Consider the following 26,229-nt stretch of genomic DNA (forward strand, 5'->3'; position numbering starts at 1 on the left):
AGAAGAAGTCGTTCAGGCAGCCGGTAAAGGTGCAGTTGAACTGGTTGAGTCGCAGGCAGGTAAGCAACTGGGACATGGCATTGATGTCGGAGATTTTGGTAAGCTTGCAGATGATGCAGTCGGGGATGCTGATTTTGCAGATGTTGGTGTTGGGTCGGTGCTGGCTGATGCGATTAGTGATAACTCGGCATATTTAGATAATTTTGTTGAAGTCAATGATGATAAATTTATGTATTTATTTGGAAAGGTGACAGAAGGTCGCCAGCATAATATTGATCGTTCTGGAGGCTTAGCACTTGATTTTAAACGATTAGGGTTAAGAGATGATGAAGATGGTCGAGAGATATTACGCCATCATTTTAATAGTGTAGGTTCTCGAACTGATAATATTATTCGATCTTTTGATTCCGACTATGGGACTCAAGATGTTCATGAATCTTTACTATTTGGTCCGTCGGGCAAAGCTGCTCGTTTAGAAAGTACTTTTATTGTTGGACAAGATGGTAGTAAGCGTTTCACTTCAGCGATTTTAAAAGGAGGACCTGATAATCAGGGTTATCAAGCTGTTTTATCCCGGCCTATCATTCGTGGAGATTGGCAAAAAGTAGGTGATCCTATACCTGATTATCCTCTTTGGTTAAAATCAGGTCAGGACTGGTTTGATAAAGATAATGGTATTAACAATGATAAGTAACAATCTACGAGATATAACTGTAACAGAAGATGAGCTTTTGATATTTTTTGAGTCAGAACCAGAAAGGGCTAATTATGATCCTGTTTGGTTATTTGATGATTCGGTATATAGGTATGAATTCAATAATATAAAGCTGTCATTCTCTATCATACCAAATGTGGGGGATATCCGTTTGATATTATTCCATCATGAAAATATGATTTATGAATTTAATGCTATGAGTGTTAAAGATGTCAAATGCTTTAGTGATATGTTGACTATTTATATCAATCACAATGAGTTTATCGATGTTATATTACAACCAAGTATTCGTGTGAAACATCGTTATAAAGGAACGAATTAATAAAGTATGGAGATGATTCTCTGAGGTACTGTGGCAATCATACTTTTTAAGCGCATCACATATTAGAGCCTAAGCTATATTATCAAGTTGCGGTTTACCATCTGTATTTAGGCTGTCACATATTTTGTGTAACAGCCTGACTTAAATGTACTCAGCTAAGCAGTCTTCAAGCTGGTTTATTACGTAAATTCCTATTTCAGTTCTCCAGAGAACACCATCAATTGATGGTGATTTTATCTTTTAGAGGACAGTGGGTACAAATTTTTGATGATCAAATATCACGCAGATATCCTGAATTTATGCATATACAATCTGAAATGAAAATATTTCATCCGGAGACAAAATAACCATGAAAATATTCATAGACTGGACCTTAAGAATTAAGTTTTTTAAAAATGCCATCTAAGGTCCTGTCTTGCCTCGATTTTTTCTGGGGTGATTTCACGGCATTTTTCGATATATATTTGACTGCCCATTCCAGACAAGCCATGATTTCCGACCATGCCTGATGTGAATAAGCCGTCAGCAACGGCAGCAACCACACGTCCATATTTTTGGCCGCTTTACTAACCGATATATGGCCCGATATCTTTAAAGTAATAAAACGCCGGATAATTAAAGCCAGCAAGCTCGCTCAGACTACACCTTCGACTATCGCTTTTTGCCGGGTCGCAAAACGGCGCCAGTTTGTGTCGGACTTTAATTCCTTAAACAGCAATTCAACCTGCCAGCGACACCGGTAAACCGACATGATATCGTCAGCACTATACTTATCAGCCGGTAAATTCGTCACCCACAGACAAAAACGTTTTTCTTCTTTAAACCAACGCCTGACCACCCGAAAGACCTGCGTTCCCCGGCGCACTTTTAAATCCAGCACTTCCGCCCGGCTGGTTCTGCGGTTGACCTCTTTGAGCTTTTTCCCGGCCAGTTTGGGAAGCAAATGACCTTTGCCATTTGTCGCTTCAATTATCGTTGGGTTCAGCGACTGAAGTCCCCGGACTATCCAGGCGCCACCCTGTCGCTCAACCGCATCAAAATAAGAAAAATCAACATAGCCGGCATCAGCCAGTAACAGTTTATTTTTCAACGAGTCAGGCTTGGGCAGGTAAGTCCGCTCGGAAGCCGTATCAGCGGTGATTGTCATCGCTTTGGGAGACAACGTTTTCAGCGACATGGTCAGATGACATTCAATGGCCGCCGGTGTTCGTTGAAAACGGCTTGGAAAAATTTCGGCTAATTCATCGTGAACCCGGAATGAACTGCCATCTTGTAACAGGACATCATCAAAGCAGGCGAGTTTATCAGGTAAATTCCGGGGATCCTGCCCAGCAAAGCGGAGGATAGCCACCTGAACCAGTTTCTGCATGAGTTCAGCAAATTCAGGTTTACGCAGTTGATTATGAAAAGGTTTATAAGCGACATTGTCTTTCTCACTCAGGCACATGCCGTTAAATTGTCGGTGCAGATCAGCAATCGCATGGCAGTTCCCCTTACTGAGCGCAGAAATCAGGCTTAAAACCAAAGCGACAGGTTGAATGGCTCGTTCGCGCCGAGTAAATCCGACCTGCTTTGCTGTTCTCAGGATAAAATCAGGGCTAAAGATTTGCGAGAGTTGCTGTTTTAGTGTGATAATCGTCATTGGCTTCACGGCTTGGTTATGTTTTTGTTTGGCGACGATTATCAGATCATAAGTGAAGCCTTTTTTCTACCTGAAATTTCTATATAAAATAAAAAGTTAGTTCTTAAGATCCTGTCTATGAGGTTTTTGTAGGTTCTTTATTGCTGAATTAACCAGCTGATCAGCCTGCCGTGTTGTCTCTGGTAATCTGTACTTGGGAGCTAGCTTCAATATCCACTCACACGCAGTTTTCAAGCAAATCCGATGGCCTACAGAAACATAGATCGGATTAATTCCGGTTTGTGTGCGGAGCGCTGCACCAATGGTTTCGTCATGCTCGATAAGTGGTGTTTTTGAACCTCTTGTGAGATCCAATTCTTGATATGAACCGATTAACTTGGTTTTTCCGCAACCTATGGTGGGCACATCAAAGAGAACACCCAAATGGCAAGCCAGACCAAAACGACGTGGATGCGCATACCCCTGACCATCGCACACAATCAGATCTGGCGTATGTTGAAGTTTTGCAAACGATTTGATTAACGGCGGTAATTCGCGAAAAGAAAAGAGACCTGGAATATACGGAAATTGCTCTTGATCCTGAATCACCACTTTTTCAAGTACATTGAGCGTATCTGCCTCAAGAACAACCACAGCAGCAATGAGTTGCTTCCCTTCTTTAGCGTAAGCGACATCTACACCTGCGACCGTGTTGATTTGGGAGAATATATCTTCCTTCAAAACTTGCGAGGCGAGTTCTGTTTGTAGGCTCAGTGCCTGAGATTCGGTCAGATCCCACTTGTGATTGACTACAGGTTCCATTTTATTTCTCTTTGTTTGGTTTTTTAATGGGAGGGAGCTCAATTTGCTGTAAACAAACCCGCTCTACAACCCCCTTCAGCTTCACCACTTCCCCCGCCAGATAATCCAGCTCTTCTCCGGTAATTTCAAAATGCTCTGAATACCGGGCTTCAATATAAGCCCGTTGCAGGCGGCGGAAACTGCGGCGGTGAAATTTATTATCCAGCGGGAAAATTGCTTTAAATTCAGGATCAATCTGGGCGCAGAGCTTGCTCAGTTTTTCGATATTATGTGATTTGGGTAAATAATTGGTGCAGGTAAGCAGGGCGCAGGCGTATAACTTTTCTGTTACTTGGTGAAGTTGAAAAGCAGCCGTTTTGAAATGACCATTTTTTACCATCGGATAGAAATAAAGAAAAAATTCATTGGCGCTGGTAAACCACTGATCATAGTGCTTTTTCGCAATCGCTTGTTTTTCTTCGTCGGTGAGATCGCCCGGTTGGATAAACTCCTTCGGCGTGGCAGAGAAAATCTCAATCCCTTCTTCCCGGATATCCCTGAAAAAATAATGACCCTGCTGAAGGCGTTCATTGACATCCCTGAGTGAGTGGACAATCAGCCCCAGTGGCGCAGAAGTGACTTTACGGTCGATCTCTTCCTTCGCCCGTTGCCAGACCACATCATCTTCCACCAGATCATCATTGTTGACCACCACCAGAATATCGTAATCGGAGACATAACCGTTGTCCGGGTCATTGACCCAGCTGCCTTTGGCGTGGCTGCCGAACAGAATGATTTTCAGAATCCGGAATTCCCGTTTGCTCCCCTGTTTATTTTCAATGTAGTCAGCCAGTGTGTCGCGGAAAATGACCGACATGGTCTTAAGTTCGTGCTGTTTGAATTCGGGAAGGTGGTCAAGGTTGTTCTTCATGGGTGCTGCCGGTGGTGGTTCCAGAAACTGACAATGGCATTAGTTTGGCCGGTTGTAGGGAAAATGTCTATTTATTTCAGGGGGAACAGGTCTCGGCGAAGCATGATTTGAGTGTCTCCGGCCATGAAGTGAATTTGCTGCCTTCGACCATTGCCACCACAAATGCAAACGGCAAAGACACCGGCGAGCTGACGCTGAAAACCGGCACCCTGACATACAGAGACCTGAGTAATACCAGCTTCAACAGTAATATGAGTGCCGGTTTCAGTACGGGGGCTGCAATTGGTGACGTTGTGAATGAAAAGACCGGTGAGACAGAAACCCAGGTCAGCATCGGCAGCAACACCACTTCAGCCCAGTTAAACGATAGCTCGGATTATCACAAAGGCAAAACGCTGGCGACAGTGGGACAGGGTAGTTTAATCATCGGCGATGAAGCAGGCAGCGACGACACTACCGCGCTGAACCGGGACGTGGAGAATTCAGAAACCGATTTGTTCACAGTGAAACGTCAGCAGGGAGACTTTGATGTCACGATTGACCACCGGTTCTTCCATGAAGAAGGGCGGAATGAAATCGCGCATGATTTGGAAAAAGAAGGTGAGATAGCTGAAGACGTTGCCAGTGCCGTCAGCAAAGTGGTGAATGATGAACGCTTCTCGGTGGTCAACAACCTGTTTGAAGTTCTGGGTAACAATAAAAAGCTGACGATGCTGAATACGGCACTGGAAACTGATCCAGCTTATCAGGATCTGGTGAGCCGGTTGCAAAGTAAAGATGACACTGTGTCCGGCAACGCGCGTAAAGAGCTTTTCCAGATTGCGTTGGAACGGTTCGGGCTGACCCGGCAGGATCTGCACTTCTACGACAGTACACAAACGACCTCGACAGCACTGAAAGACAGCATCCTTGGTGATGTGAAGGCAGCGACTGTCACGGATGAAAACAGTGCGCTTCAGGGCACCTCGTTTATCGATACAGCCGGGGATGATGAAGTAACCCGTGATGATGTCAATCAAAGTATGGGACAGGAGCTGGCGCGACAGGAAGAAATACAGGGTCAGGATGATTTCCACCTGTTTGATCGTAGCGAAGGAGAAGCGGATGCGGTGGCAGAAGCGATGGCAGCGCAGTTTGCCCATCGTCTGGAACATGTGACCGGTGCGGATCAGGATTATGGCTCAGGCAACAACTACGGTCAGGCGTTGCGGGAGAATACAACCCTGGTGAGTGCGGGAACACAGGTTGCCAATCAGGTGGGGAATGCCACGGTTGAATACCGGCAGCTTTATGTTCAGGAAGCCCGGGTCATTTTACAAAATGCCGCCACTTATGCAGAAACGCATGGGATAAGTGAGACAGAGGCGAAGAAAGCACTCTTTCAGCAGGCATTACTTCAGGTAGATCAAACCTGGGCGTCACAGTCACATATTCAGGAAAATCCGGAGGCCAGAGAAGCGCTGTCAGCAATTGCAGCGCAGCAGGATGGCGATGTTCATGAATCTGCTATAGGGCAAAGCTTCTGGGGGCTATTGGGTGCAACATCCAGTCCTTACTTCCAGGCTGCGAATCAGGCGATTTATGAAGACAGCGGCATCAATGCCCGTGAAAATGCTCAGATTGAAGGGGGCGCTGCAGGTGAAGCTAATCCGATCCGTCAGTATGCCACAGCAAATGGTGAAGCACCGGTTGATGTGACATTGGGTGAAGCCGCAGATTCAGCTTATGATCAGGTCACAGGGACAGCAAAGGCAATTTATGAGGCAGTGAGCGAAGATCCGGCCGGTTTTGCCCAAAAAGTTGATGAAGTTGCTTTTGGTCTGGTGAATAGAGTGGTGAACGATCCGGGCGTGTTATTACCGGAGGAGAATAAAGGAAGCGCAGGAGATCAGCAGTTAGTCGCAGAACTTCAGGGAGAAGAGGAAAAAGCCCGGCAGGAAGCAGGGAGCCAGTTCATCGAAGATGCAGTCAGCCTGATAGGGAGCCCGGTCGCAGCGAAGGGAGAAAAACTGGCGGGCGAGCTGGCGATAAAAGGTTTGGCTGAAGCGGCAGAAGAAGTCACTCAGGCAGCCGGTAAAGGTGCAGTTGAACTGGTTGAGTCGCAGGCAGGTAAGCAACTGGGACATGGCATTGATGTCGGAGATATTGGTAAGCTTGCTGATGATGCAGTCGGGGATGCTGATTTTGCAGATGTTGGGTCGGTGTTGTCAGACACTAATCATTTATTAGAATACTTAGGAACTGAAGGTGTAATTAGCTATGGAGAAGTGGATCCTTTCAGAAGGCCAACTGGTGTAACTGCTATATTGACGCCTGATACGCCGAAGGGAACGATTCCATCCAGCGGAAAACCGCCCGGTTTTAGTAAAGCAGAAAAACATACCAGAGGACATTTACTGGGTAAACAGCTGGGTGGTCAAGGCAATGATTCCCGGAACATCGTGACTCAATATCGCCATGCAAATGAAAATGCGATGGCGCCTTTGGAGGATGAAATTAAACACGAGTTGAATGCTGGAAATGTCGTCGAATATTCAGCTACTCCGGTCTATAATTCAGAAATTCCGGTGCCGTACAGGGCTGTTCACTCGCCATTTGGACCCAAGCCGGGTTACGAGACGGAGGACCTGATACCGAAGGGAATAACGCTTAAGGCCACCAGCTCTAGTGGTAAAAGCGTTGAACTCAGCGTTCCAAATACACCTGTTTGGGCTAATTGGGGAGAGGGTGCACCCACTAATCAAATTAAATCAGAAGCATTATGGAAGACATCAAAATGAGTATAGAAAAGTTAATGACCATTCTTCCTGTACCGGAAAATAATGGCATGGATATCCCCGACTGGGATGAGATAGAAAAAGCAATCCAATTTGAGTTGCCAGAGGATTATAAGCAGTTTATAGCCGTCTATGGGTTAGGATGGATTGATGATTTTATGTTGGTTCTTGCTCCGGGAGTAGATTCGAATTGCTATGACCTTCTGGAAGGTGGGAAAAGTCATTTACTTGAATACATAGGAAGAAGATTATCACATCCAGATTTTTATTTGCATAATGCGCTTGAGAATGGGGATGGTATTTATCCATGGGGAATCACGGATAATGTTGATACTTTATACTGGCAGGTTGTTGATGGAAAAGTAGAGTCTATCCTCATTTATAATAAAGGGCCAGCAGGTGAATTTTTTGAATCAAAGTTGGCTTTTTCTGACTTTCTTTACGCAATTCTGAGTAAAGAGGTTGTGACGGATCATCTACCTGAAGACTTCCCTTCAGAAGAAATTTCATTTGTTGAACAGTGGCGATATGACCAGGATGCTGGTGAAGAACGGTTTGTATTCCTTGATGATATAAAATAGAAAAGTCAGTGTAGCAAGGGTATGTATTGAGATGTTCCGGTGCTCACAGGTGTGATTGTACCAGCTCAGACTTGAGCTGACAGTCACACATTTTTTCGAGACTGCTCATAATTCTGAATCAGCCTGGCTGGCATCAATCCTCCCCTGACAAACCCGCTCCACAACCCCCTTTAACTTCACCACTTCCCCCGCCAAATAATCCAGCTCTTCTCCGGTAATTTCAAAATGCTCTGAATACCGGGCTTCAATATAAGCCCGTTGCAGGCGGTGGAAGCTGCGGCGGTGGAATTTATTATCCAGCGGGAAAGTTGCTTTAAATTCAGGATCAATCTGGGCGCAGAGCTTGCTTAGTTTTTCGATATTATGTGATTTGGGTAAATAATTGGTGCAGGTAAGCAGGGCGCAGGCGTATAACTTTTCTGTTACTTGGTGAAGTTGAAAAGCAGCCGTTTTGAAATGACCATTTTTTATCATCGGATAGAAATAAAGAAAACAGCCAGTGTGTCGCGAAAAATGACCGACATGGTCTTAAGTTCGTGCTGCTTGAATTCGGGAAGATGGTCAAGGTTGTTCTTCATGGGTGCTGCCGGTGGTGGTTCCAGAAACTGACAATGGCATTAGTTTGGCCGGTTGCAGGGAAAATGTCTATTTATTTCAGGGGGAACAGGTTTCAGGTCGAAGTGGGCTGATTGTGTATGTTACGGGTGTGTCTTGATTGAATCTGCCAATGACAGTAAATACCACGACGACCAGAAAACGAAGAAAAATTCTTTCGGCAGATCAAAAACCATCAACCGGGAAAGTATTCAGGAAACGGGGATGAAAAAATTACCTTTTACTGAATCATAAATGATCGCGGTATTGAAGGAATTCAATGCCCGGATGAAAATTAATGATCAAATTAATGCCAGATATGGCAACGACACATTATTGTTTGTCGCTCTTTATCGTTTGTGTGTGTTATGTTATAACGTTTCTTGAAATAACAACATGACTGGCATTGGCCAGCAGGAAGAATGTGCAATATTGACGCAATTATTGAGCATGCAGAGAAGCGCTGTATCGCTCGCGGGAAACAACTGACAGTCAGGCGAAAGCTGGTGCTGCAGGCACTGATCCATGCCGGAAAAGCACTGTCTGCTTATGAATTGATTGATTACTGTAAAGAACACTTCAACGAAAATATTCAGGCGATGTCAGTCTATCGCATCCTGGATTTTCTTGAGGACGGGCATTTCGTGCACAAACTGAAGCTTTCCAATAAATATATCGCTTGTGCACATATCCTTTGTGACCATGAACATGGTGTTTCCCGCTTTTTGATTTGCTCTGAGTGCGGAAAAATCATCGAGCAAACCATTGACCCGGATATGGTCACTGATCTTCAGTCTCATGCCCGGCAGGACGGTTTCACTATCATCAACCCTCAGCTTGAGATCAGCTGTGTGTGTGATGAGTGCGCCGGAAAACCGAAGCCGGAAAGCCCCTAAGTAACTCAAATTGAAGCAAAAATGTATGCGAAAAAGCAGGCCCTAAGCAACCTGAAACCACCAGGTATCGTATAACGTCTTCGCGCCTGCAATTTGACGATTTCATTCATCAACCCGTTAAACATTAATCCGCTGATCAGGCGACAGGAGATTTGTACATGAGTTCTGGCAATAAACAGATTTCAGGTGTACCCACTAATATCGTGACCGGCTTTCTTGGCGTTGGAAAAACGACCGCAATCCTCAACCTGATGAAGCACAAATCAGACGATGAACGCTGGGCAGTGCTGATCAATGAATTTGGGGAAATCGGTGTCGATGGCAGCATGTTACAGGGACAGCAGCATAAAGGGCAGCAGGTTTTCATTCGTGAAGTACCGGGCGGGTGTATGTGCTGTGCAGCCGGTTTACCCATGCAAATTGCTTTGAATCAGTTACTGTCGGAGGCAAAACCTGATCGCCTGTTGATTGAACCGACCGGCCTTGGTCATCCGAAAGAAGTGCTGCAGGTGCTGTCATCTGAGCATTATCGCAAGGTGCTTTCACTACAAAAGAACCTGACTCTGGTTGATGCACGCAAATTATCCGATGCACGCTATACCAGCCATGACACTTTTAATCAGCAAATTGCGATTGCTGATACGGTGGTCGGCAACAAGCAGGATCTTTACCAACCGGGTGATGAAGAGAAGCTGGAAGCTTATGTCGCAGCGCATGGGCGTCCGGATACACAGGTCATCTTCACTCATCATGGCCATATTCCGTTTGCTGCGTTTGAAGGGAAGACAGGCAGTGATGAGCTGCCTGCGCATCACCATCATCATCACGAGAAGAAGCCACTTGCTTCAGAAACGCCGATGCCGCAAAGCGGCATGATCAAAGCCGTGAATGAGGGAGAAGGTTTCCATAGCATTGGGTGGCGCTTTTCTCCGGATAAAATTTTCAGCCGCAGAAAGCTGATTGAGCTGTTCGTTACGCTGAAAGTGGAACGTATGAAAGCGGTATTTATTACGGCAGGTGGTATCTTCAGTTACAACCTCACCCCGGACGGGCTGACGGAGGCAGAGCTGGATGATTGTGCGGAGAGCCGGATGGAGGTGATTTCCGGGACGGCCGATGAAACGATTGAAGCCCAACTGCTTGATTGTATGGAATAATCTCCGGAAAAACACTTGATATCTGTCACATTTCATCATACTTTGGTTTTTTAGCAATATTATCCGGAGGAAATGAGATGACGGCAGTAACAATCAGAAGGGCTGAGTCTTCAGATGCAAAGGCATTACAAGAACTATATCAGGGTATCAATGCGTATTCCGGAACGCTGCAACTTCCTCATCCTTCGCTGGAACTCTGGAAAAGCCGGGTATCCGATATTCCGCCAAATCACTATGTCTATGTGGCGGTGATGGGCGATGAAGTGGTCGGGAATCTTGGACTTGAGGTTTACAGTCAGCCAAGACGTCGTCATGTGGGTTATTTCGGTATGGCCGTGAAAGACAACATTCAGGGCAAAGGGGTTGGCAGTCAGCTATTGTCGACTGCGATTGATCTGGCGGATAACTGGCTGAACCTGAAGCGGGTTGAACTGACGGTATTTGTGGATAATGCCCGGGCGGTTAACCTGTATAAAAAATTCGGTTTTGAAATTGAAGGAGAAGCGAAAGCTTTTGCGTTCAGAAATGGTGAATATGTCGACGCGTATCATATGGCGCGTGTGCTTCATCTTTCTTAAAGGAACGGATTGGCCTTCAAAACAATCATCCTTTTTAAACAAAATCCCCTGCATGGCATGCAGGGGATTTGATTATATTGCTGTTGTGTTTGCCGGGTTATTGTAAATCAAACCGGTCTGCTTCCATCACTTTGACCCAGGCGTTCACAAAGTCAGTGACGAATTTTTCCTGCGCATCATCCTGTGCATAAACTTCAGATAATGCCCGCAGCTGTGAATTAGATCCAAACACCAGATCCACGCGACTGGCGGTCCATTTGACCTGGCCCGTGCTCCGGTCAATCCCTTCAAAGCGTTCCGCTTCCGCAGAGGTTGGTTTCCACTCTGTACCCATATCAGTCAGGTTGACAAAGAAGTCATTGGTCAGTGTGCCGGGTTTATCGGTGAAAACACCGTCCTGAGACTGCTGATAGTTCGCATTCAGTACGCGCATTCCGCCGACAAGCACGGTCATTTCCGGTGCGGTCAGGGTCAGCAGCTGAGCCCGGTCGAGCAACATTTCTTCCGCCGGAACTGTAAACCGGTATTTTGAATAATTCCGGAAACCATCTGCGACCGGCTCAAGCACTTCAAACGATTCAACATCTGTCTCTTCGGCAAGTGCGTCCATTCTGCCCGGCGTAAACGGCACTGTAATCGCGTGGCCTGCCTGTCTTGCAGCCTGTTCAATGGCGGCTGAGCCACCCAAAACAATCAAATCTGCCAGAGAGATTTTTTTATTGCCGGTCTGGGCTGCGTTGAATTGCTGCTGAATGCCTTCATATACCCGCAGGACTTTCTGTAACTGTTGCGGTTGATTGACTTCCCAGCTGTTTTGCGGCACCAGGCGGATACGGCTGCCGTTTGCACCACCGCGTTTGTCTGAACCACGGAATGTGGCTGCAGAAGACCAGGCGGCATAAACCAGTTCTGAAACCGTCAGACCTGCGTCCAGAATTTTGATCTTCAGAGATGCAATGTCATGCGCATCGGCCAGACCATGATCAACTGATGGGACCGGATCCTGCCAGATCAGGTTTTCATCCGGTACTTCCGGGCCAAGATAACGGACTTTCGGCCCCATATCCCGGTGAGTCAGCTTAAACCAGGCTCTGGCAAACGCATCATCAAATTCCTGTGGGTTATCACGGAAGTGTTGGGCAATTTTGCGGAATTCAGGATCTTCACGCATCGCCATATCTGCATCGGTCATCATCAGACCAACACGAATTGCTTCATCTTCCGCATCCGGCGCGTGATCTTTGTCTGCCAGACCCACCGGACGCCACTGATTTGCACCTGCCGGGCTTTTGGTCGCTTCCCATTCGTATTTGAACAGAACATCAAGGTAACTGTAATCCCAGACCGTTGGTGTTGGTGTCCAGGCTCCTTCAACACCGCTGGTAATTGTGTCGCGGCCTTTACCACTGCCGTAACTGCTTTTCCAGCCAAAGCCCATTTCTTCAAGCGGGGCGGCTTCCGGATCCGGGCCAACATGTCCCGGGTCACCGGCACCGTGCGCTTTACCGACGGTGTGACCGCCAATTGTCAGTGCCGCGGTTTCATAGTCATTCATTCCCATCCGGCCAAAGGTATCGCGTAAATCTTTGGCTGTACCCAGTGGGTCAAGCTCACCGTCCGGACCTTCCGGGTTGACATAAATCAGTCCCATTTGTACGGCTGCCAACGGGTTTTCCAGATCCCGTTCACCGGTATAGCGGTTTTTATTCCCCAGCCACTCGTCTTCTGCGCCCCAGTAAATATCTTCTTCCGGTTCCCAGATATCTTCCCGGCCGCCGCCGAATCCGAAGGTTTTTAATCCCATCGATTCATAAGCCACATTGCCTGCCAGAATAAACAAATCAGCCCAGGACAGGCTGTTGCCGTATTTTTTCTTCACCGGCCAGAGCAGGCGACGGGCTTTATCAAGGTTGCCGTTATCCGGCCAGCTGTTTAATGGCGCGAACCGCTGGTTGCCGGTTGAACCGCCCCCGCGGCCATCGCCGGTGCGATAAGTGCCGGCAGAGTGCCATGCCATCCGGATCATGAATGGGCCGTAATGGCCATAGTCGGCTGGCCACCAGTCCTGAGAGTCTGTCAGCGCATGGGTAATATCTTGTTTGACTGCGCTGAGATCCAGCGTATTGAATGCGGCGGTGTAATCAAAATCTTCACCCAGAGGGTTCGATTTTTTGTCATTCTGATGAAGAATTTTTAAGTTGAGCTGATTTGGCCACCAGTCATTATTTGTCATGCCCTCACTCCGTAAACGGGTGTGACTGCCATGCATGACAGGGCACTTACCTGCGCCTGAATTATTATTGTGCGCCATGTTTTTACTCCTGTTTCACATTGTCCGGGTACGGGATATCAGAAAAAAATATCCCGGATTGAATAGTCATCAGCATCAGCAGCCAGTGACGCAACGAGCTGATATTGAGCAGACAGAAAAGAGTTGTTCTGCACGGAAGGCGCGGAAGTTTCCGCCGGACCGTTCATCTCATCAGCGGTATGTTCTGTTTCTGAATGTTTCATAAGCATCTTCTCCTTCATCCAATATCAATCGTTGTTCAGACTGCTTGAATGAGTATATGGAGTATCCTTATCTATGGGTAGCCGGATATACCTATTCTGTTCATCGGTAAAAACGATGGATAGTTATTCTGACGCTACACACTCAGCCTTTGTTCATTGTTGAGGTTAAATACCGCCAGATTTGAATGCATTTGTCCGGCATTGTTCCGAAGCTCTTTACTGTAGGTGGTCATGTGCTGACTTTCGGAAAACAGCTCGTCAATTTGTTCATCAAGTATCCCGAGTTTCCCGATCAGACCGGTCATTGAACCGTATTGATTGTTATTGGTTTGAACCACATCCGTATTCAGGGTATTGGAGTATTCGATTTTGGTGATGACTTCATGGAGCTGGGTGGATGTCAGCCTGAGATTTTCCACGCAGGCGTCGGAGCTTTCCAGCCCTTGTTTCATGGTTTTGGTCAGCTCGGTGGAAAAACGCCGGAGATGACCGAGAATTTCTTCAACCTGGTCGGTTGAGGTTGATGTTTTTTCAGCCAGTGTCCGGACTTCATCGGCCACAACTGCAAATCCCCGGCCATTTTCACCGGCACGGGCGGCTTCAATCGCTGCATTTAATGCCAGCAGGTTGGTTTGGTCGGCAATATTCCGGATGATGTCCAGAATCGTCGTGACTTTTTCAGTCTGTACACTCAGTTCATCGGCGACTTTAAAGCTTTTACGGGTATTTTCTGCCAGTTTCTGATTTTGATCGACGGCCTGATTGAGCTGATGCTGGCCGGTTTGCGCAGAACCGACAGCTTCTTCGAGAGAAGAGGAGGCGTTTTCAACTTTGAGTTTCACTTCTTCAACCGATTGCTGCAGATTTTCTCCTAAATGGACTGAGTCTTTGATCTCCATCCGCTGATTACTGACCTTATTTTCCAGATGGCCGACATTAGACTCCAGTTCATTGGCAATTCCGGCAACTTTGGTCGAATTGGTGTGGAGAGTGTTGATTGATGATTCCAGTGTCGCAATAAATTTATTGATGTATTGTGCAAGCTGACCGAATTCATTATTGCTGTGGTAAGTGATCCGCTGGGATAAGTTACAGTCTCCTGATGAAAGCTGACGGGTCAGCTCGATAAAGTTTTCAAACGGTACGCCAAGCAGGGAGCGGATAAACAGAAACATCAGCAGCAAAGTACTCAGTAGCACAAGGCCCCCGATAATCAGTGCCTGCCGGAGCATTTCTGAGCCAACCTGTTGCACAAAAGAGTATTGCCAGCTGGTATACATATATCCGACTAACGTTGCTTTTTTGCCGGAGCGCAGCGCCGTCACCAGCGACAATTGATCATCACCGGCAGACAGTATCTGTGTACCTTTCAGATCAGGCGGAATTTGCTGAAAAGGAATCTTATTTTTTCCCTGCGCATCGTACAGGTGCTTACTGTCGGTTAAGTAGATGCTCACGCCGGTCAAAGAGTCCGTATTTTCATCGATAAAAGGGGTGAGCTTACCTTCAATGGCTTTCAGTTTTTTGAAACGGACAGAAGTCGCAATCCCTTCTGCGATGGTGTTACTGGCTTGCAAAAAACTTTTCTCACTGGATTCTCTGAGAGCCTGTATGCTGATATTCCATATCGTGATAAGAATAATGATCATCGCAATGGCAATCAAAGCTGAAGTGCCTGCGATCAGTATCCGGCGTATACTCATTCTCTTCCCCCTCCATCAGATAATATGATGCTTAGAGTTCTTCGACATTCACACCGACAGTAATTGCCCCGATAACCTGTCCGCTGGACGGGTCAGTGATACTCATGCTGACCTGAGACTGAAACGTCTGAGTTGACTCATCCTCTTCGACTTCACTGATATGAACGGCTTTTGGTCCTTTCAGATAAGTTTCTTTCCATTTGGCTTCATCACCCTGCCAATAGTCTGAGGTCATCGAACTTTGGCCGACATTCAGCCCTTTGTTATCCATCACAAATATTTCGGTAAACATGCCATCACTATTGTTTTGTATGTCTTTGAGCTTCTGTGACAGCGGATTGCTCAGTACCTGATTGATCAGGACTGGGTTGGAAGAACTAACCTGTGCCCGCCAGGTGTTATCAAATTCAATAATCTGACTTTCTGACAGGGAGGCATGTTTGGCGTTTTGGGCTTTGATGGCGCTGATCACATCGGGTTGGGTTGTGATGGGTTCAATTTTGGACAGTGCAAGTTCGTTGAGCTGGTCCTCATAACCGTCTGCTGACACAAAGGTGGGGATTGCTGCTAAAGTGATTAAAAGCCATTTTTTCATCATCGGTTTCCCTGTAACAGATATAGTAAAAATAAATATAGGGTAATGTTAAAAAATTGCTAAATATTTCACCTCATTAAAGTGATGGTTATATCAATAAGGCAATGGAAACGCGAAAAACCGGATTGAGTCTTTCTGAAATGAAAAATAAGCAAGGCCCGCCAGTTCAGTGCGGGCCTTGCTTATTTTTGTTTCCGGAACTGTTCTTTCTTCCGGATCTGTTTTTGTGTACAGACCTGCGGGAATGCACATCCGTGATTGGTGTATTTATGAAAGGTGCTTCCCGTCCTGTCGCCGGAGAAATTCAGTAAATTCATCTGCAGGAACCGGCCGGCTGATAAAATAGCCCTGCGCATATTCACAGCCATATTGCGTCAGCCAGTCAATGGCTGTTTGTGTTTCGACACCCTCGGCAACGGTTTGTAAACCAAATTGATGCGCAAGCCGGATGGTTGAGATCGCAATGTGTTGATCCTGTTGATTTTCAGCCACGTTGAGAATAAATGCTTTATCGATTTTCAGCTCAGTTGCCGGCAGATTTTTCAACTGAGACAGGGAAGAATAGCCAGTGCCATAATCATCAATCGAGATGGCTAACCCTTGCTCAGAGAGGCGATGCAAAACGGAAAGGGCATATTCCGGATCATCGGCGAGTGCACTTTCCGTAATTTCGAGCGTGATAGCGTCGATGGGCAATTCATATTGTTCAAACAGCGCAAAAATCTTTTGATCAAAAAGTGCTTGTCTGAGATTCACTGCTGAAATATTGACTGCCACGCTGAGGGAAAAGCCCTGTTGCCGCCACCGGGCAACCTGAGCCATGGCCGCGTGTAATACCCAATCCGTTAAGGCATCGATCTGACCGGTGGTTTCCGCAATGTGAATAAACTCATCCGGAGGAATCATACCCCGTTCCGGATGATGCCAGCGAACCAGGGCTTCGGCTTTATCGGCCCGCTTTGTGCCCAGATTCAGCTTCGGCTGATAGAAAAGGGTCAGCTGGCTGGAACGGATCGCCTCGGACAAATCATTCGTCAGCTTGACCCGGCTGATGGCCTGATCAGCCATACGGGTCGCAAATTCAAGTGCCGGAACATTCAGTTTGAGCGCTTCCTGCAGCGCAATACCGGCATTGTGTACCAGCTCTCTTGCTGTCCCGCCATGTCTGGGATAATAGCAGTACCCGCAAACACGGTGTACGGTGACGGAGATATGCTGAAGGTGAAAACGAACATCATGGTCCTGTGACATGAGACGACTGAATGGATCAAGTGTTTCTGATTCCGGCAAAGGAATCAGGGCTGCAAACTCTGATGCATCCAGCTGATAAAACTGAGCGTTGTGATCAGCAGAGCGCATCAACAGATTTGCTGTGGCAATCTGTAATTCATCGCCGGTGTCATTACCCAGACTGTAATTTAAATCAGCAAATTCCAGCAGGCGGAAACGAATCAGACAAAAAGAGCCTGCTTTAGCCTGAATCTGTGAATGAATATCTTCCGCAAGCTTCTTTTTATTGGGCAGACGGGTTAAATCAGAATGATAAGCGAGAAAATTCAGCTTTTCCTGACGTTCAGCAATAGCATGATTCATCAGATTAAATTCGTTCGCCAGCACACCCAGTTCATCTTTACGGTTGACCGCCAGGGTCGTATGTGTGTCACCTTGTGCAATTTGTTTGGTTTTTTCAGCAAATATGCGCAGAGGTTGAGCAATATTTTTCGATAATTTACAGGCAGCAAGAATAGAAAAACCAAAAGTGCCCACCACGACAAGCAGAATATGGAACCAGCGTTTTTTGAGTGTCCCGGGTAAATCATCACGGGAGTCGTATAAAACGGCCACAATGGTTTTGTCACCCATATGACCAATTGGCCGCCATGTCGAGACATAGTCCGGGTTGTCTGCTTCAATCAGTGGTCTGAAATGTTCGCTGTGGTTTATCTTGGCCGGCAAGCGGGTATTACTGGTTGCAAACAACAGCCATGAGTCATCCGGAGTCACCGGAACGACAGACTGATGCTGATAATAAGCCAGGTCAACCGTCATACCGGTTAACACGGCCAGGTGATTTGCCAGTTCAGAATCCAGTGCAAAGCCAAATCCTATCCATGCGATAATTTGTGAGCCACTTCTGAGCGGCACCAGAATTGTTTGATATATTTTGTCATCGCTCTGATGAAAAACCTGTTGCTCATGGGAAGAAAGCGGAACATGTTGTAACGACGTCGACAACTCAGAGCGGGTTTTTCGGGTGGCTTTGTCATAGATAAGTTTGGTGATTAACTGGCCTTCTTTATTCAGCGCCAGAGCTAAATCTGCGGCAATCCGTTGTCTGTGACTGCTGAGTGCTGCCACAAAGCTTTGATCATCTTCGCGAAATGCCTGCTTTAATCCAAAGTCTTTAGCGACGGTTAGTGCAAAAGCTGACAGGGAATAATGCCTTTCACTTAACTGATTTTTTAACACAGCCCTGGCCGTATTGAGGCGAAGCTGCGTTTGTTCCTGCCGGGCCTGAAGATTGGATTGATAGATAGAATAAAACAGGACGCATTGCACTGCGATCAACAGGACCAGGAACGAGAGTAAGATTTGCATTTGTATACTGCGAAAGCGCAACATTACTGATCTCCGGTAAAGTCAGAATCCTGAAAATGACTCAGTTCAGGAGGTGGCTGGAGCGGCTCAGGATTATCTCAATGTTTTTATTTTTTGCAAGGGAAATGATGCTTTATTCGCGCACATATCCATGCATGTTTAAACATGCATGGATCAGGTTGCTCTGTTATTTAATTCATTATCATCAATTTTATCAGATAAGCAAACGGGGCCTGCGGGAACAGAAGGATGAAAAAAAAGTGTTTTGTTGCATAAATATCAGGAGTAACATATTCGGGGAAAGTGCTGTCAATGATACTACGAGCCAGATAAATGGCTGATTATCTATTTTAAGTCGTGAATTTCTGCCCGAAAAATTAACCTTTTTGTTATTTATATATTTGATTTAATCATTATCAGTTTTTATTTTACTCGTTTAATATCAATTTTTATTCTTTTGAATGATTTAACATATTTGTATGATTTTGAGATAAAAAACATTGTTTTTTATTTTCCATCCTTTATGATAAATCAATACTTTAGCGGATACTATTGTTTCATATTTATGCCCAAACAACCTGAAGATGCAGGCTTCAGTGAGATTTTTCAGGCTCTGAGATAAGGCCCTGATTTGAAGATAGAGTCATTCTACGTTGAAAATCAGTTACGCCGTTTCAGAGCCTGAAAAACTCACCTTCAGGACTTGAGCTGAAAGGCTCATTTCGGTGTCAGGATAATTTGAAAGGTGGGGACATTCCTGCATTCTCTTTCCCTGAACTGTAGCTTTCGGCTGCACGCTGAATCACGCATCTTCAGGTTGTTTGGGTATATGATGCTTATTTTATCTCAGATGAACATTTTATCCGATAAATCATGGTGTTATGATTTTAATGATAACTATATAATTATATTGATCTCAGATCAGGTTAGGTTCGCGTTAATGAGTGAGGAATACACTTGTTATCGCATGAAATTCCGGTTATTGACTCATATGAAATTTTCACAAAAAGCAAATATCAGCAGGATTGGTGTACAGCTGACGGGACTGATGTTCGAAAAACATGGTTATATATTTCGTGAGCAACCCATCAGTGATTGTGGTATTGATGCGCATATCGAACGTATAAAAGATAACAGTCTGGCTTCCGGGGAATTAATTGCGTTGCAAATTAAATCCGGGAAATCCTGGTTTCGTGAAAGTAATGAAACCGGCTTTGTTTATCGGGGGAACATCGCACACTTAGAGTATTGGCTTGGCCATTCATTACCGGTTTTAATTGTTTTATGCGACGTTCAAAACGGTGCGGTTTATTGGCAGTCAATTTGTCAGGAAACGGTGAAATATACACCAAAGGGCTGGAAAATAACGATTCCTTTTTCACAGCAGGTTGATCAGGAAACGAAGCATCACTTATTTCAGTTTATTCATAATACAACGTCTCAGGATGAAAAAAATAAGCAGGTAGTGCCGGTTGTTCCAATGACACCAGCGAGACAAGCGGAACCGCCGGAATTGAAAACCGGAAAGCAGGAGAAAGCCAGTCATATTTCGCAGAAGTCGTGGGCTGCAGTCTTTAAACGGTATTGCTTTTATTTATATTCTGCGTTTTGTCTGATTACTCTGGTCAGGGATAGTCTGGGTCAGGATGGTCATTTTGCCTTCCCGTTATTAGTTCGTTCACTGCAATTTCCCGGACAGGAAGGCTCACTGTTTGTCGTGCTTGGCTTATGGTGTTTTTGGTTTATTCGCTACTCGCTTCGTTTTCGTCATCTGGCTATGTCTTTTATGAGGGAGGGAATGACAAGGATCAGAAAGAGAATTTCAGTGAAACCAAGGTTAATTGTTGAACTGCACTATCTGGCAAAAAGGCTGTTTTTCTATCTGTACTGTGCATTCTGTTTTTTGTTGTTGTTTTCTGCGAGCCTTGACCCGCACCGTAACTTTTCATTCACTCATTTGCGGGCCGTGTTTTTACAGTCAGGAAGTAAGCTGACTATCTTCATATTAGGGATGATCGGGCTGGTATTATTCTTCCGCGGGTATTTACCCGGAAGGAAGAAGCGTTATTGTGGATAGAAAACCCCCAGCTAGGCTGGGGGTTCCGTAAAGCTTACAGCTATAAGTCAGTTATAAAACCCCTTTCAATTTGTTAGAAATATCTTGTGGTCTGGCAACTACAAGAGTTAAACAAAAATTGAAAGGGGGTCCCAATGGGGGACGAAAAAAGCTTAGCGCACACTCGATGGAATTGTAAATATCACATAGTATTCGCCCCGAAATATAGAAGGCAGGTGTTCTATGGTGAAAAACGCAGAGCAGTTGGTGAAATACTGCGAAAATTATGTGAATGGAAAAATGTGAACATTGTTGAGGCAGAATGCTGTGTAGATCATGTCCACATGCTTTTGGAAATACCACCAAAGATGAGCGTTTCAGGATTTATGGGGTATCTAAAAGGAAAAAGTAGCTTGATGTTATATGAGCAATTTGGAGATTTGAAGTTCAAATATCGTAATCGTGAATTTTGGTGTCGAGGTTATTATGTGGATACGGTAGGTAAAAATACCGGCAAGATCCAAAATTACATCCAACACCAGTTAGAACAGGATAAATTGGGAGAGCAGCTGTCGATCCCATATTCAGGTAGCCCGTTTACGGGCCGTAAGTAATAGTAATATGCAAATGTCAGATCACTATGCGCCTGCTAGGGCGCTGCTGGTAGGAGAGCCTTATAGGCGCATATGAAAAACCTCCGGCTATGCCGGAGGATTCTTTTTTCCCGCGCAGTGACTGAATTACTGTTTCTGATTAAAGGCGGCTGCTTCTATATCTACACTGTTTATTGCTTTTCACTTTTATTAGGAGCCAGTCTTAATTCAGCTGATCATGTTTCAGTTTTCCACTTAATGGACGAGTTTTTCATCTCTGATGGCGGCAGTATCTTATTACTGCACACGGGGATATGGCTGAGCTGGTGTTTGTACCGGACCTTTGAACCCGGTGTTCAGCATTATTCCGGCCGGATCAGGCTGTTGGTATTCAGGCTGAAAAGAGTGATGTTTTATTTTTATTCAGGTACCAGCCTGCTCATTATCGTAAAGGTTTGGATAAATACGGAAGTACCGCTATATGGATTGAGTGCGACAGAGTTGTTAAATCAGGACAGTATCATTCAGTGCATTTGCCTGATGGTTATGTGGCTGCTTTTACTGATCCGGTGGTATTTACCGGCTCTGATCTTAAGTATTTGAATACTTGAAATATCTCACAGGACAGGCGCCAATCAATCTCGCTCTTCGGGAGGTCATTAACAGGTTCATTTCTGCGTCAAACAACCGGGAAAGGCGTCATCATTCCTTCGGTTGTTTTCCTTGAACTGAACCTGTTGATGAAGCGCTGAATCCTGCTGATTCGCCCAAACAGATTCTGGTTAGTCTGTGACAATATGCGGCATAAACCGCTCATGTTTGACCTGAAGCAGTTCACCGGTAAATTCACGCACGGCAATGCCGGATGATTCCATATCCAGGGCTAATCCCTGATCCCACGGCGCGAGCCAGGTACAGACAATCGCGCGTGTGTCACCGTTGTCTGCGGATGTGGTTGGGCAGATGGCCTGATAGATACAGTCATCGCCGGCATAAAATCCGTCAGTTTCATGTGTCAGCTGATCGTTTTCATAGAAACCAATGTTATTACTCATCCGGCCCTGCAGCGGTTTCCGGACATAGTCTTTCAGCCAGAATGGTTTTTCCATATAGGACGGAATCACATATTGCCATGCGGCTTCGTTGTCCCGGACGAATTGTGCCAGCGCCGGATCGTCAGCTGCGAGTACATCTTTCAGGTAAGTCAGCCATGCCCAAACGCCTTTGTTTGAGATAAACCAACGCCATGCCGGTTCGAGAAACCGGGTTTTATCTGCCCATTTCCGCCATTCTTTGAGTGGATTAGGGGATTCAGCGTACAAATCCACGACCATATCTTCCCACGGATACAACGCAAAAATCACATCGACTTCGATCTCATCCAGTGTCCATTTGTTCCGGCTGGAAGAAAAGTCATATCTGAGCTGGTTAATATCAGAGAACAGAACAATATCGTCACAATGATCGTTAAACGTATGGAAGAGTAACTCGGTGGTGATGCAGTCTTCGGTGATATTGGTATCACACAAAAAAGCGATTCGTCTTTCCTGCGGGCCTAACACTTTGCGGATATTTCTGGCCAGATTTTCCTGATGCAGATTATATTGTGCCTGTTCCTGTCCGAGCCGGGTGAGCAAATGATGTTGCATGACCACACTGTCATAATACATCGTTGGGGTGTCGAGATTTCCCTCGTAAAACTTAAGCACTTTGCCCTGTTCAAAGTCGTAAGCAATATCAAACCGGCCATAAATGGCTTCGTGTTCGTTCTGAAATGTATAGATGGCGTAATCGACAAATTCCGGATAGGCCTGAATGAATTCCTGGCCGTAAAACTTTGGAATCAAATGGCGGTATTTCTCATCGAAAAGAAAATCGAGAGAATCGGCCAGCAAATTATAAACCTGCTCGGAAGCGATATTCAGTGCTTTGACTTCTTCACGGGTGAAGGTATAAAACGGTGTCTGTCCCGATTGATTTTCCGGAAATACAAATTCATCTTCCAGTGGGGTCAGGGGTGTTTGATCGCCATGAAGTGCTGCAATTGCCGTGGTACGTGGACAGTCATCTTCCAGTTGTTCATAGTCCGGAACAACATCCAGTGTGATTTTTCTCATGATCAATTTTTCAAAGGGCAGGCAAATGTTTTTAATCACTCCGGAGTGATGACTCCGGAGCATCTGTTTGAAAGCGTTTCAAGCCCGGCTTATATTCCGGAAGCGATTCGATTAACCGCCCCAGGAACGGGAACTTCCCCAGCTCATCGAGCTTGACCGGCTTGAAGAGCGCTTGGTTGAAAAAGCCTGTCTCGACTGGGATAACGTCGATTTTGAATAATGACTTTTTGATTTGCTTTTAATCAGACCTGCCCGCTCAGCAGCAGTTTTCCGGGTGGTTTTCGCACTATATACTTTCCGCTCTTTGCGGGCGACCGTCTGATAACGGTCCCAGTTTGAATAGCGATAAGAAGGATAAGTGCTGAAAAATGAAGGCCGGCTGTACCGGCGGCAATCGATATCGTTGGTCAGCAAGTCTCCCAGATCGCAATCACCGTAGCCATTGCCACCCCGGCGGGTATAAGAGTGAAGCTTATTTGCCAGCCTTGCGCCTGCATATCCTGCCAAAGCGCCTGTGGCAATCGGAAGCGCGTATTCGACCAGACCAGAAGTATGGTTTGGATCTTCCATGGCGATCTTAATCACTTTATCGCCGCTGGCATCATAGTCGTAGCGGGCATCAACCACATTTGGGTCGGTTTTTTTCATTTCAGAAACAAATGACTTCAGCTCTTCCTGCTCTTTGTTCAGTTTCAGCAGTGCCTGATCGACTGCTGCCTGAATTTGTTCCGGTGTCGGATCTTTGTAAACGACTTTTGGTGGTTCTTCTCCGCATCCTGTCAGTAATACTGCGCCACTGACTAAGGCGATAGTTTCCCTTTTCATAATAATTCCGCAGTTATATTTTTAAGTAAATTCGTCATCGAACTGATATCTCTGTTTTCAGGCAGATTAATAGTTCATCGCGGTTGCATTTAAAGCACCGATAGCGATCGAAATACCTGCAATCAGTACACCCATTGCAGTCTCTCCGTTTTTGATACGTTCAATGACTTTTGGAAAAGGAAAACGGATGAGGTAAAACAGAATGATTTGTACCAACAGTGCGATGATGCCCCAGACGACAAAATCAACAATATTGGCAGAAACATTCATCGCGGTGGTCAGCGGAATGATGAAGCCAATCAGCGCACCGACAAAAGAAATTGCAGCTGAGACGTTATTTTCTTTGATGAGTTTCAGTTCATCATGCGGAGTTGACAGTGTATACAGAAAGGTGAAAATCCCGGTCATCACGACGGCAGTCACAAAATAAGCAAGGAACGGCAGGACGCCTGAAAGGGATTCCATTAAGTTAAAATGTTCAGAGTTAAACATGGTGGTTATTTACCTTGATTGGGGTTAACTGTTAGTTGAGAGTGAGGGATGGAGACGCCGATTGCCATGGTCGCGGTCATATCACCATACCCGGACACATTGTAGTCATCATCAATTGAGACTTCCTGTTCCATGTTAATGATCAGAAATTCGAAGAAATCATCAGAGATTTCGCGGGCAAATACAGCGAAGTTATTTTCCAGGGTATTCAGATCATCACCCGGAAGTTCGACCACTTCGAGTCCGCCAAGAACACCGCTGGTAATTCGCTGGTATGTTTGTCCGGCATAGGTGAAAGTCTCTTTATCTTCAATGATCTGTCGCCAGCGTGCTGCGGCCGCTTCATCTCCGGGAACAATTTCTTCCCCTTCATCCAGCAAATAAGAAAAAATGGCCAGACGGTTCAGGTTTTCGCGTTTATTCTCACCAAAGAAATCAAACTGAAAGAAATAATCATCGTCCGTATAGAAACGGTGTGTCTGTTCGCCCCGTTCCGATGTACTTGATTTGCCGGTCACTTTCTTCGTTTTGTCACCTAAAATGAAGACCATGGACGGGGTTAATTCGAGCAATGGATAATCCACGCTAATCAGGCTGTTTAAATCAATGCCTTTGGTGGCCAGTTCATTCATATCCTGAACATCAGGGATTCGATCTGTCTTTAATTCAAACAATGTTTTTAGTTTGTTGAACATAACAGGCTCTCAAGTTGACTGTGTATAAGGTCTAATGGCGTATTGGCAATATAATGCACATAATCGCCGGCTTTTAACGGGGTTGTGTCATTCGGGTTCAGTACCAGATTCCGTCCCAGTTTGTCATCTTTATCTGAAATACCAATCGCGATGACACCAAAGTGCTGACGCAACACGGTCGATAATTTGAGAAAGTCAATGGTTTCAATATCCGGGGGAAGCTGAAGCGTATACTGTGTGGCGGAAATATAAGGGTTCAGCAAAGCTTCCGAGCATGAACTGCTGCCGGCAAACAGGGCAGAGCGGGAGAGCAGGTGTTCTTTGTGAACATAAATGACTTCTATTTTCCGGCTGGTGCTTTCCAGTAATGCCTGAATATCTTCATTGTCTGCATAGACGACGATATGGGCGTCGGCCTGAATTTTTTTCAGGAACTGATCCACTGCGACACAGGCCAGATAGTTTTTCGCATCATCGCCGGTGTTAATCACCACACTGGTGCAGGTATCCAGACTTAAACGTTGCAGCGCTTTTTCTGTGATATAGCTGCCAACATTGACATAGCGTATTTCGGTATCAATGAGCGGATGTTCCAGACCTTCTTCATCGGAAACAATCACGACTTGTTTATCTTCGGCATGGATCAGATCGATAAGCTTCGGTGTTCTTTCCGGCTGCCAGCCAAAAATTACGATATGGTCCTGACAGTGGTGAATTTCAATTTCTCCGGTCAAAATTTTCTTCCTCAATATGAAGTAGAGTTCCCCGAGCTTTGCGAGTAAAACAGCAAATAACGCAATACCGAGCGGAGCAATCAACAGGGCAAAGACTAATTTTCCTGCATTGGTGACCGGCGATAAATCGCCAAAGCCGATCGTTGAGCTGGAAACCACATAAAAATAAACATAGTCATAAACGTTTTTAGCGATTGGCTCGTTGCAGGCAAAAAGCAGTACCCAGGTTGCCAGAAAATGACCAAGATAAATGGCGACTAAAAGCCGCCATCGGGTTTGGCCGACAATCCGTTGCAACATAGTCAGAAGCAAAGGATTTCTCAGTATCATCATG

General features: G+C 45.6%; 23 protein-coding genes and 1 pseudogene. 10 read left to right on the forward strand and 14 right to left on the reverse strand.

The window, feature by feature from the left end:
• The first annotated feature begins 157 nt into the window (after nt 1–157).
• Both OC443_RS21100 and OC443_RS21105 read left to right on the forward strand, forming a co-directional pair.
• On the forward strand, nt 158–694 hold the full coding sequence (locus OC443_RS21100; protein ID WP_073586412.1) for a hypothetical protein: 537 nt from the start codon (nt 158–160) through the stop codon (nt 692–694).
• Nucleotides 684–1,037 (forward strand): hypothetical protein, encoded by a 354-nt coding sequence (locus tag OC443_RS21105; protein WP_073586413.1) that lies wholly within the window; start codon nt 684–686, stop codon nt 1,035–1,037. Before OC443_RS21100 ends, OC443_RS21105 begins: the two co-directional genes overlap by 11 nt.
• 373 nt (nt 1,038–1,410) lie before the next feature.
• Here the strand turns inward: OC443_RS21105 and OC443_RS21110 are convergent.
• From OC443_RS21110 to OC443_RS21120, 3 genes and pseudogenes are all read right to left on the reverse strand, one after another.
• Nucleotides 1,411–2,679, reverse strand: a pseudogene (locus OC443_RS21110) (IS4 family transposase).
• A gap of 96 nt (nt 2,680–2,775) precedes the next feature.
• The gene (nfi, locus tag OC443_RS21115; RefSeq protein WP_073586414.1) at nt 2,776–3,480 is read right to left on the reverse strand and encodes a deoxyribonuclease V; all 705 of its coding nucleotides are present in this window, start codon (nt 3,478–3,480) and stop codon (nt 2,776–2,778) included.
• Nucleotide 3,481: 1 nt separating this feature from the next.
• Nucleotides 3,482–4,390, reverse strand: coding sequence for a HEPN domain-containing protein (locus tag OC443_RS21120; RefSeq protein ID WP_073586415.1), 909 nt, complete (start codon nt 4,388–4,390; stop codon nt 3,482–3,484).
• 11 nt (nt 4,391–4,401) lie between these two features.
• Between OC443_RS21120 and OC443_RS21125 the strand changes: the two genes are divergently transcribed.
• Both OC443_RS21125 and OC443_RS21130 read left to right on the forward strand, forming a co-directional pair.
• Nucleotides 4,402–7,170 (forward strand): DNA/RNA non-specific endonuclease, encoded by a 2,769-nt coding sequence (locus tag OC443_RS21125; RefSeq protein ID WP_262021786.1) that lies wholly within the window; start codon nt 4,402–4,404, stop codon nt 7,168–7,170.
• Complete coding sequence (locus tag OC443_RS21130) at nt 7,152–7,748, forward strand: hypothetical protein (protein WP_073586417.1); 597 nt, start codon at nt 7,152–7,154, stop codon at nt 7,746–7,748. Before OC443_RS21125 ends, OC443_RS21130 begins: the two co-directional genes overlap by 19 nt.
• A gap of 105 nt (nt 7,749–7,853) precedes the next feature.
• Here OC443_RS21130 and OC443_RS21135 read toward each other — a convergent pair whose 3' ends face one another.
• Entirely contained in the window at nt 7,854–8,222 is a 369-nt protein-coding gene (locus tag OC443_RS21135; protein WP_073586418.1) for a HEPN domain-containing protein, read from the reverse strand.
• A gap of 542 nt (nt 8,223–8,764) precedes the next feature.
• On the opposite strand from OC443_RS21135, the gene OC443_RS21140 reads away from it, so the two are divergent.
• The 3 genes from OC443_RS21140 (at nt 8,765) to OC443_RS21150 (ending at nt 10,973) form a co-directional block, all read left to right on the forward strand.
• Nucleotides 8,765–9,238, forward strand: coding sequence for a Fur family transcriptional regulator (locus OC443_RS21140; RefSeq protein ID WP_073586419.1), 474 nt, complete (start codon nt 8,765–8,767; stop codon nt 9,236–9,238).
• Between the two features lie 158 nt (nt 9,239–9,396).
• Entirely contained in the window at nt 9,397–10,395 is a 999-nt protein-coding gene (locus OC443_RS21145) for a CobW family GTP-binding protein (RefSeq protein ID WP_073586420.1), read from the forward strand.
• Between the two features lie 77 nt (nt 10,396–10,472).
• Nucleotides 10,473–10,973, forward strand: coding sequence for a GNAT family N-acetyltransferase (locus OC443_RS21150; protein ID WP_073586421.1), 501 nt, complete (start codon nt 10,473–10,475; stop codon nt 10,971–10,973).
• A gap of 97 nt (nt 10,974–11,070) precedes the next feature.
• Here OC443_RS21150 and katG read toward each other — a convergent pair whose 3' ends face one another.
• From katG to OC443_RS21175, 5 genes are all read right to left on the reverse strand, one after another.
• Complete coding sequence (gene katG, locus OC443_RS21155; RefSeq protein ID WP_200796992.1) at nt 11,071–13,284, reverse strand: catalase/peroxidase HPI; 2,214 nt, start codon at nt 13,282–13,284, stop codon at nt 11,071–11,073.
• A 38-nt stretch (nt 13,285–13,322) separates the two neighbouring features.
• A complete protein-coding gene (locus OC443_RS21160; protein WP_159440393.1) occupies nt 13,323–13,487 on the reverse strand; it encodes a hypothetical protein in 165 nt (54 codons plus the stop codon).
• Nucleotides 13,488–13,621: 134 nt separating this feature from the next.
• The gene (locus OC443_RS21165) at nt 13,622–15,190 is read right to left on the reverse strand and encodes a methyl-accepting chemotaxis protein (protein WP_073586422.1); all 1,569 of its coding nucleotides are present in this window, start codon (nt 15,188–15,190) and stop codon (nt 13,622–13,624) included.
• Nucleotides 15,191–15,221: 31 nt separating this feature from the next.
• On the reverse strand, nt 15,222–15,788 hold the full coding sequence (locus OC443_RS21170) for a hypothetical protein (RefSeq protein ID WP_073586423.1): 567 nt from the start codon (nt 15,786–15,788) through the stop codon (nt 15,222–15,224).
• A 264-nt stretch (nt 15,789–16,052) separates the two neighbouring features.
• Nucleotides 16,053–18,407: an EAL domain-containing protein gene (locus OC443_RS21175; protein WP_083601801.1), complete on the reverse strand. Its 2,355-nt coding sequence runs from the start codon at nt 18,405–18,407 to the stop codon at nt 16,053–16,055.
• A gap of 967 nt (nt 18,408–19,374) precedes the next feature.
• On the opposite strand from OC443_RS21175, the gene OC443_RS21180 reads away from it, so the two are divergent.
• The 3 genes from OC443_RS21180 to OC443_RS21190 all read left to right on the forward strand — a co-directional run bounded on the left by OC443_RS21180 (nt 19,375) and on the right by OC443_RS21190 (nt 21,635).
• Nucleotides 19,375–20,460, forward strand: coding sequence for a DUF4365 domain-containing protein (locus tag OC443_RS21180; protein WP_234976469.1), 1,086 nt, complete (start codon nt 19,375–19,377; stop codon nt 20,458–20,460).
• A 134-nt stretch (nt 20,461–20,594) separates the two neighbouring features.
• Nucleotides 20,595–21,053: an IS200/IS605 family transposase gene (tnpA, locus tag OC443_RS21185; protein WP_262021637.1), complete on the forward strand. Its 459-nt coding sequence runs from the start codon at nt 20,595–20,597 to the stop codon at nt 21,051–21,053.
• A gap of 237 nt (nt 21,054–21,290) precedes the next feature.
• A complete protein-coding gene (locus tag OC443_RS21190; RefSeq protein ID WP_143169436.1) occupies nt 21,291–21,635 on the forward strand; it encodes a hypothetical protein in 345 nt (114 codons plus the stop codon).
• A gap of 179 nt (nt 21,636–21,814) precedes the next feature.
• Here OC443_RS21190 and OC443_RS21195 read toward each other — a convergent pair whose 3' ends face one another.
• From OC443_RS21195 to OC443_RS21215, 5 genes are all read right to left on the reverse strand, one after another.
• Nucleotides 21,815–23,149 carry a glutathionylspermidine synthase family protein gene (locus tag OC443_RS21195; protein ID WP_159440380.1) on the reverse strand — a complete coding sequence of 445 codons (1,335 nt, stop codon included), beginning with the start codon at nt 23,147–23,149 and terminating at the stop codon, nt 21,815–21,817.
• Nucleotides 23,150–23,260: 111 nt separating this feature from the next.
• The gene (locus tag OC443_RS21200; RefSeq protein WP_073586122.1) at nt 23,261–23,974 is read right to left on the reverse strand and encodes a hypothetical protein; all 714 of its coding nucleotides are present in this window, start codon (nt 23,972–23,974) and stop codon (nt 23,261–23,263) included.
• Nucleotides 23,975–24,040: 66 nt separating this feature from the next.
• Nucleotides 24,041–24,466, reverse strand: a complete 426-nt coding sequence (locus OC443_RS21205) for a DUF350 domain-containing protein (RefSeq protein WP_073586121.1) — start codon at nt 24,464–24,466, stop codon at nt 24,041–24,043.
• A 5-nt stretch (nt 24,467–24,471) separates the two neighbouring features.
• Entirely contained in the window at nt 24,472–25,161 is a 690-nt protein-coding gene (locus OC443_RS21210; RefSeq protein WP_073586120.1) for a DUF2491 family protein, read from the reverse strand.
• A complete protein-coding gene (locus OC443_RS21215) occupies nt 25,146–26,228 on the reverse strand; it encodes a potassium channel family protein (RefSeq protein ID WP_073586119.1) in 1,083 nt (360 codons plus the stop codon). Before OC443_RS21215 ends, OC443_RS21210 begins: the two co-directional genes overlap by 16 nt.
• Nucleotide 26,229 lies beyond the last annotated feature (1 nt).

Origin of the sequence: Vibrio quintilis (genome assembly GCF_024529975.1) — a bacterium.
Classification (GTDB): Bacteria; Pseudomonadota; Gammaproteobacteria; order Enterobacterales; family Vibrionaceae; genus Vibrio; species Vibrio quintilis.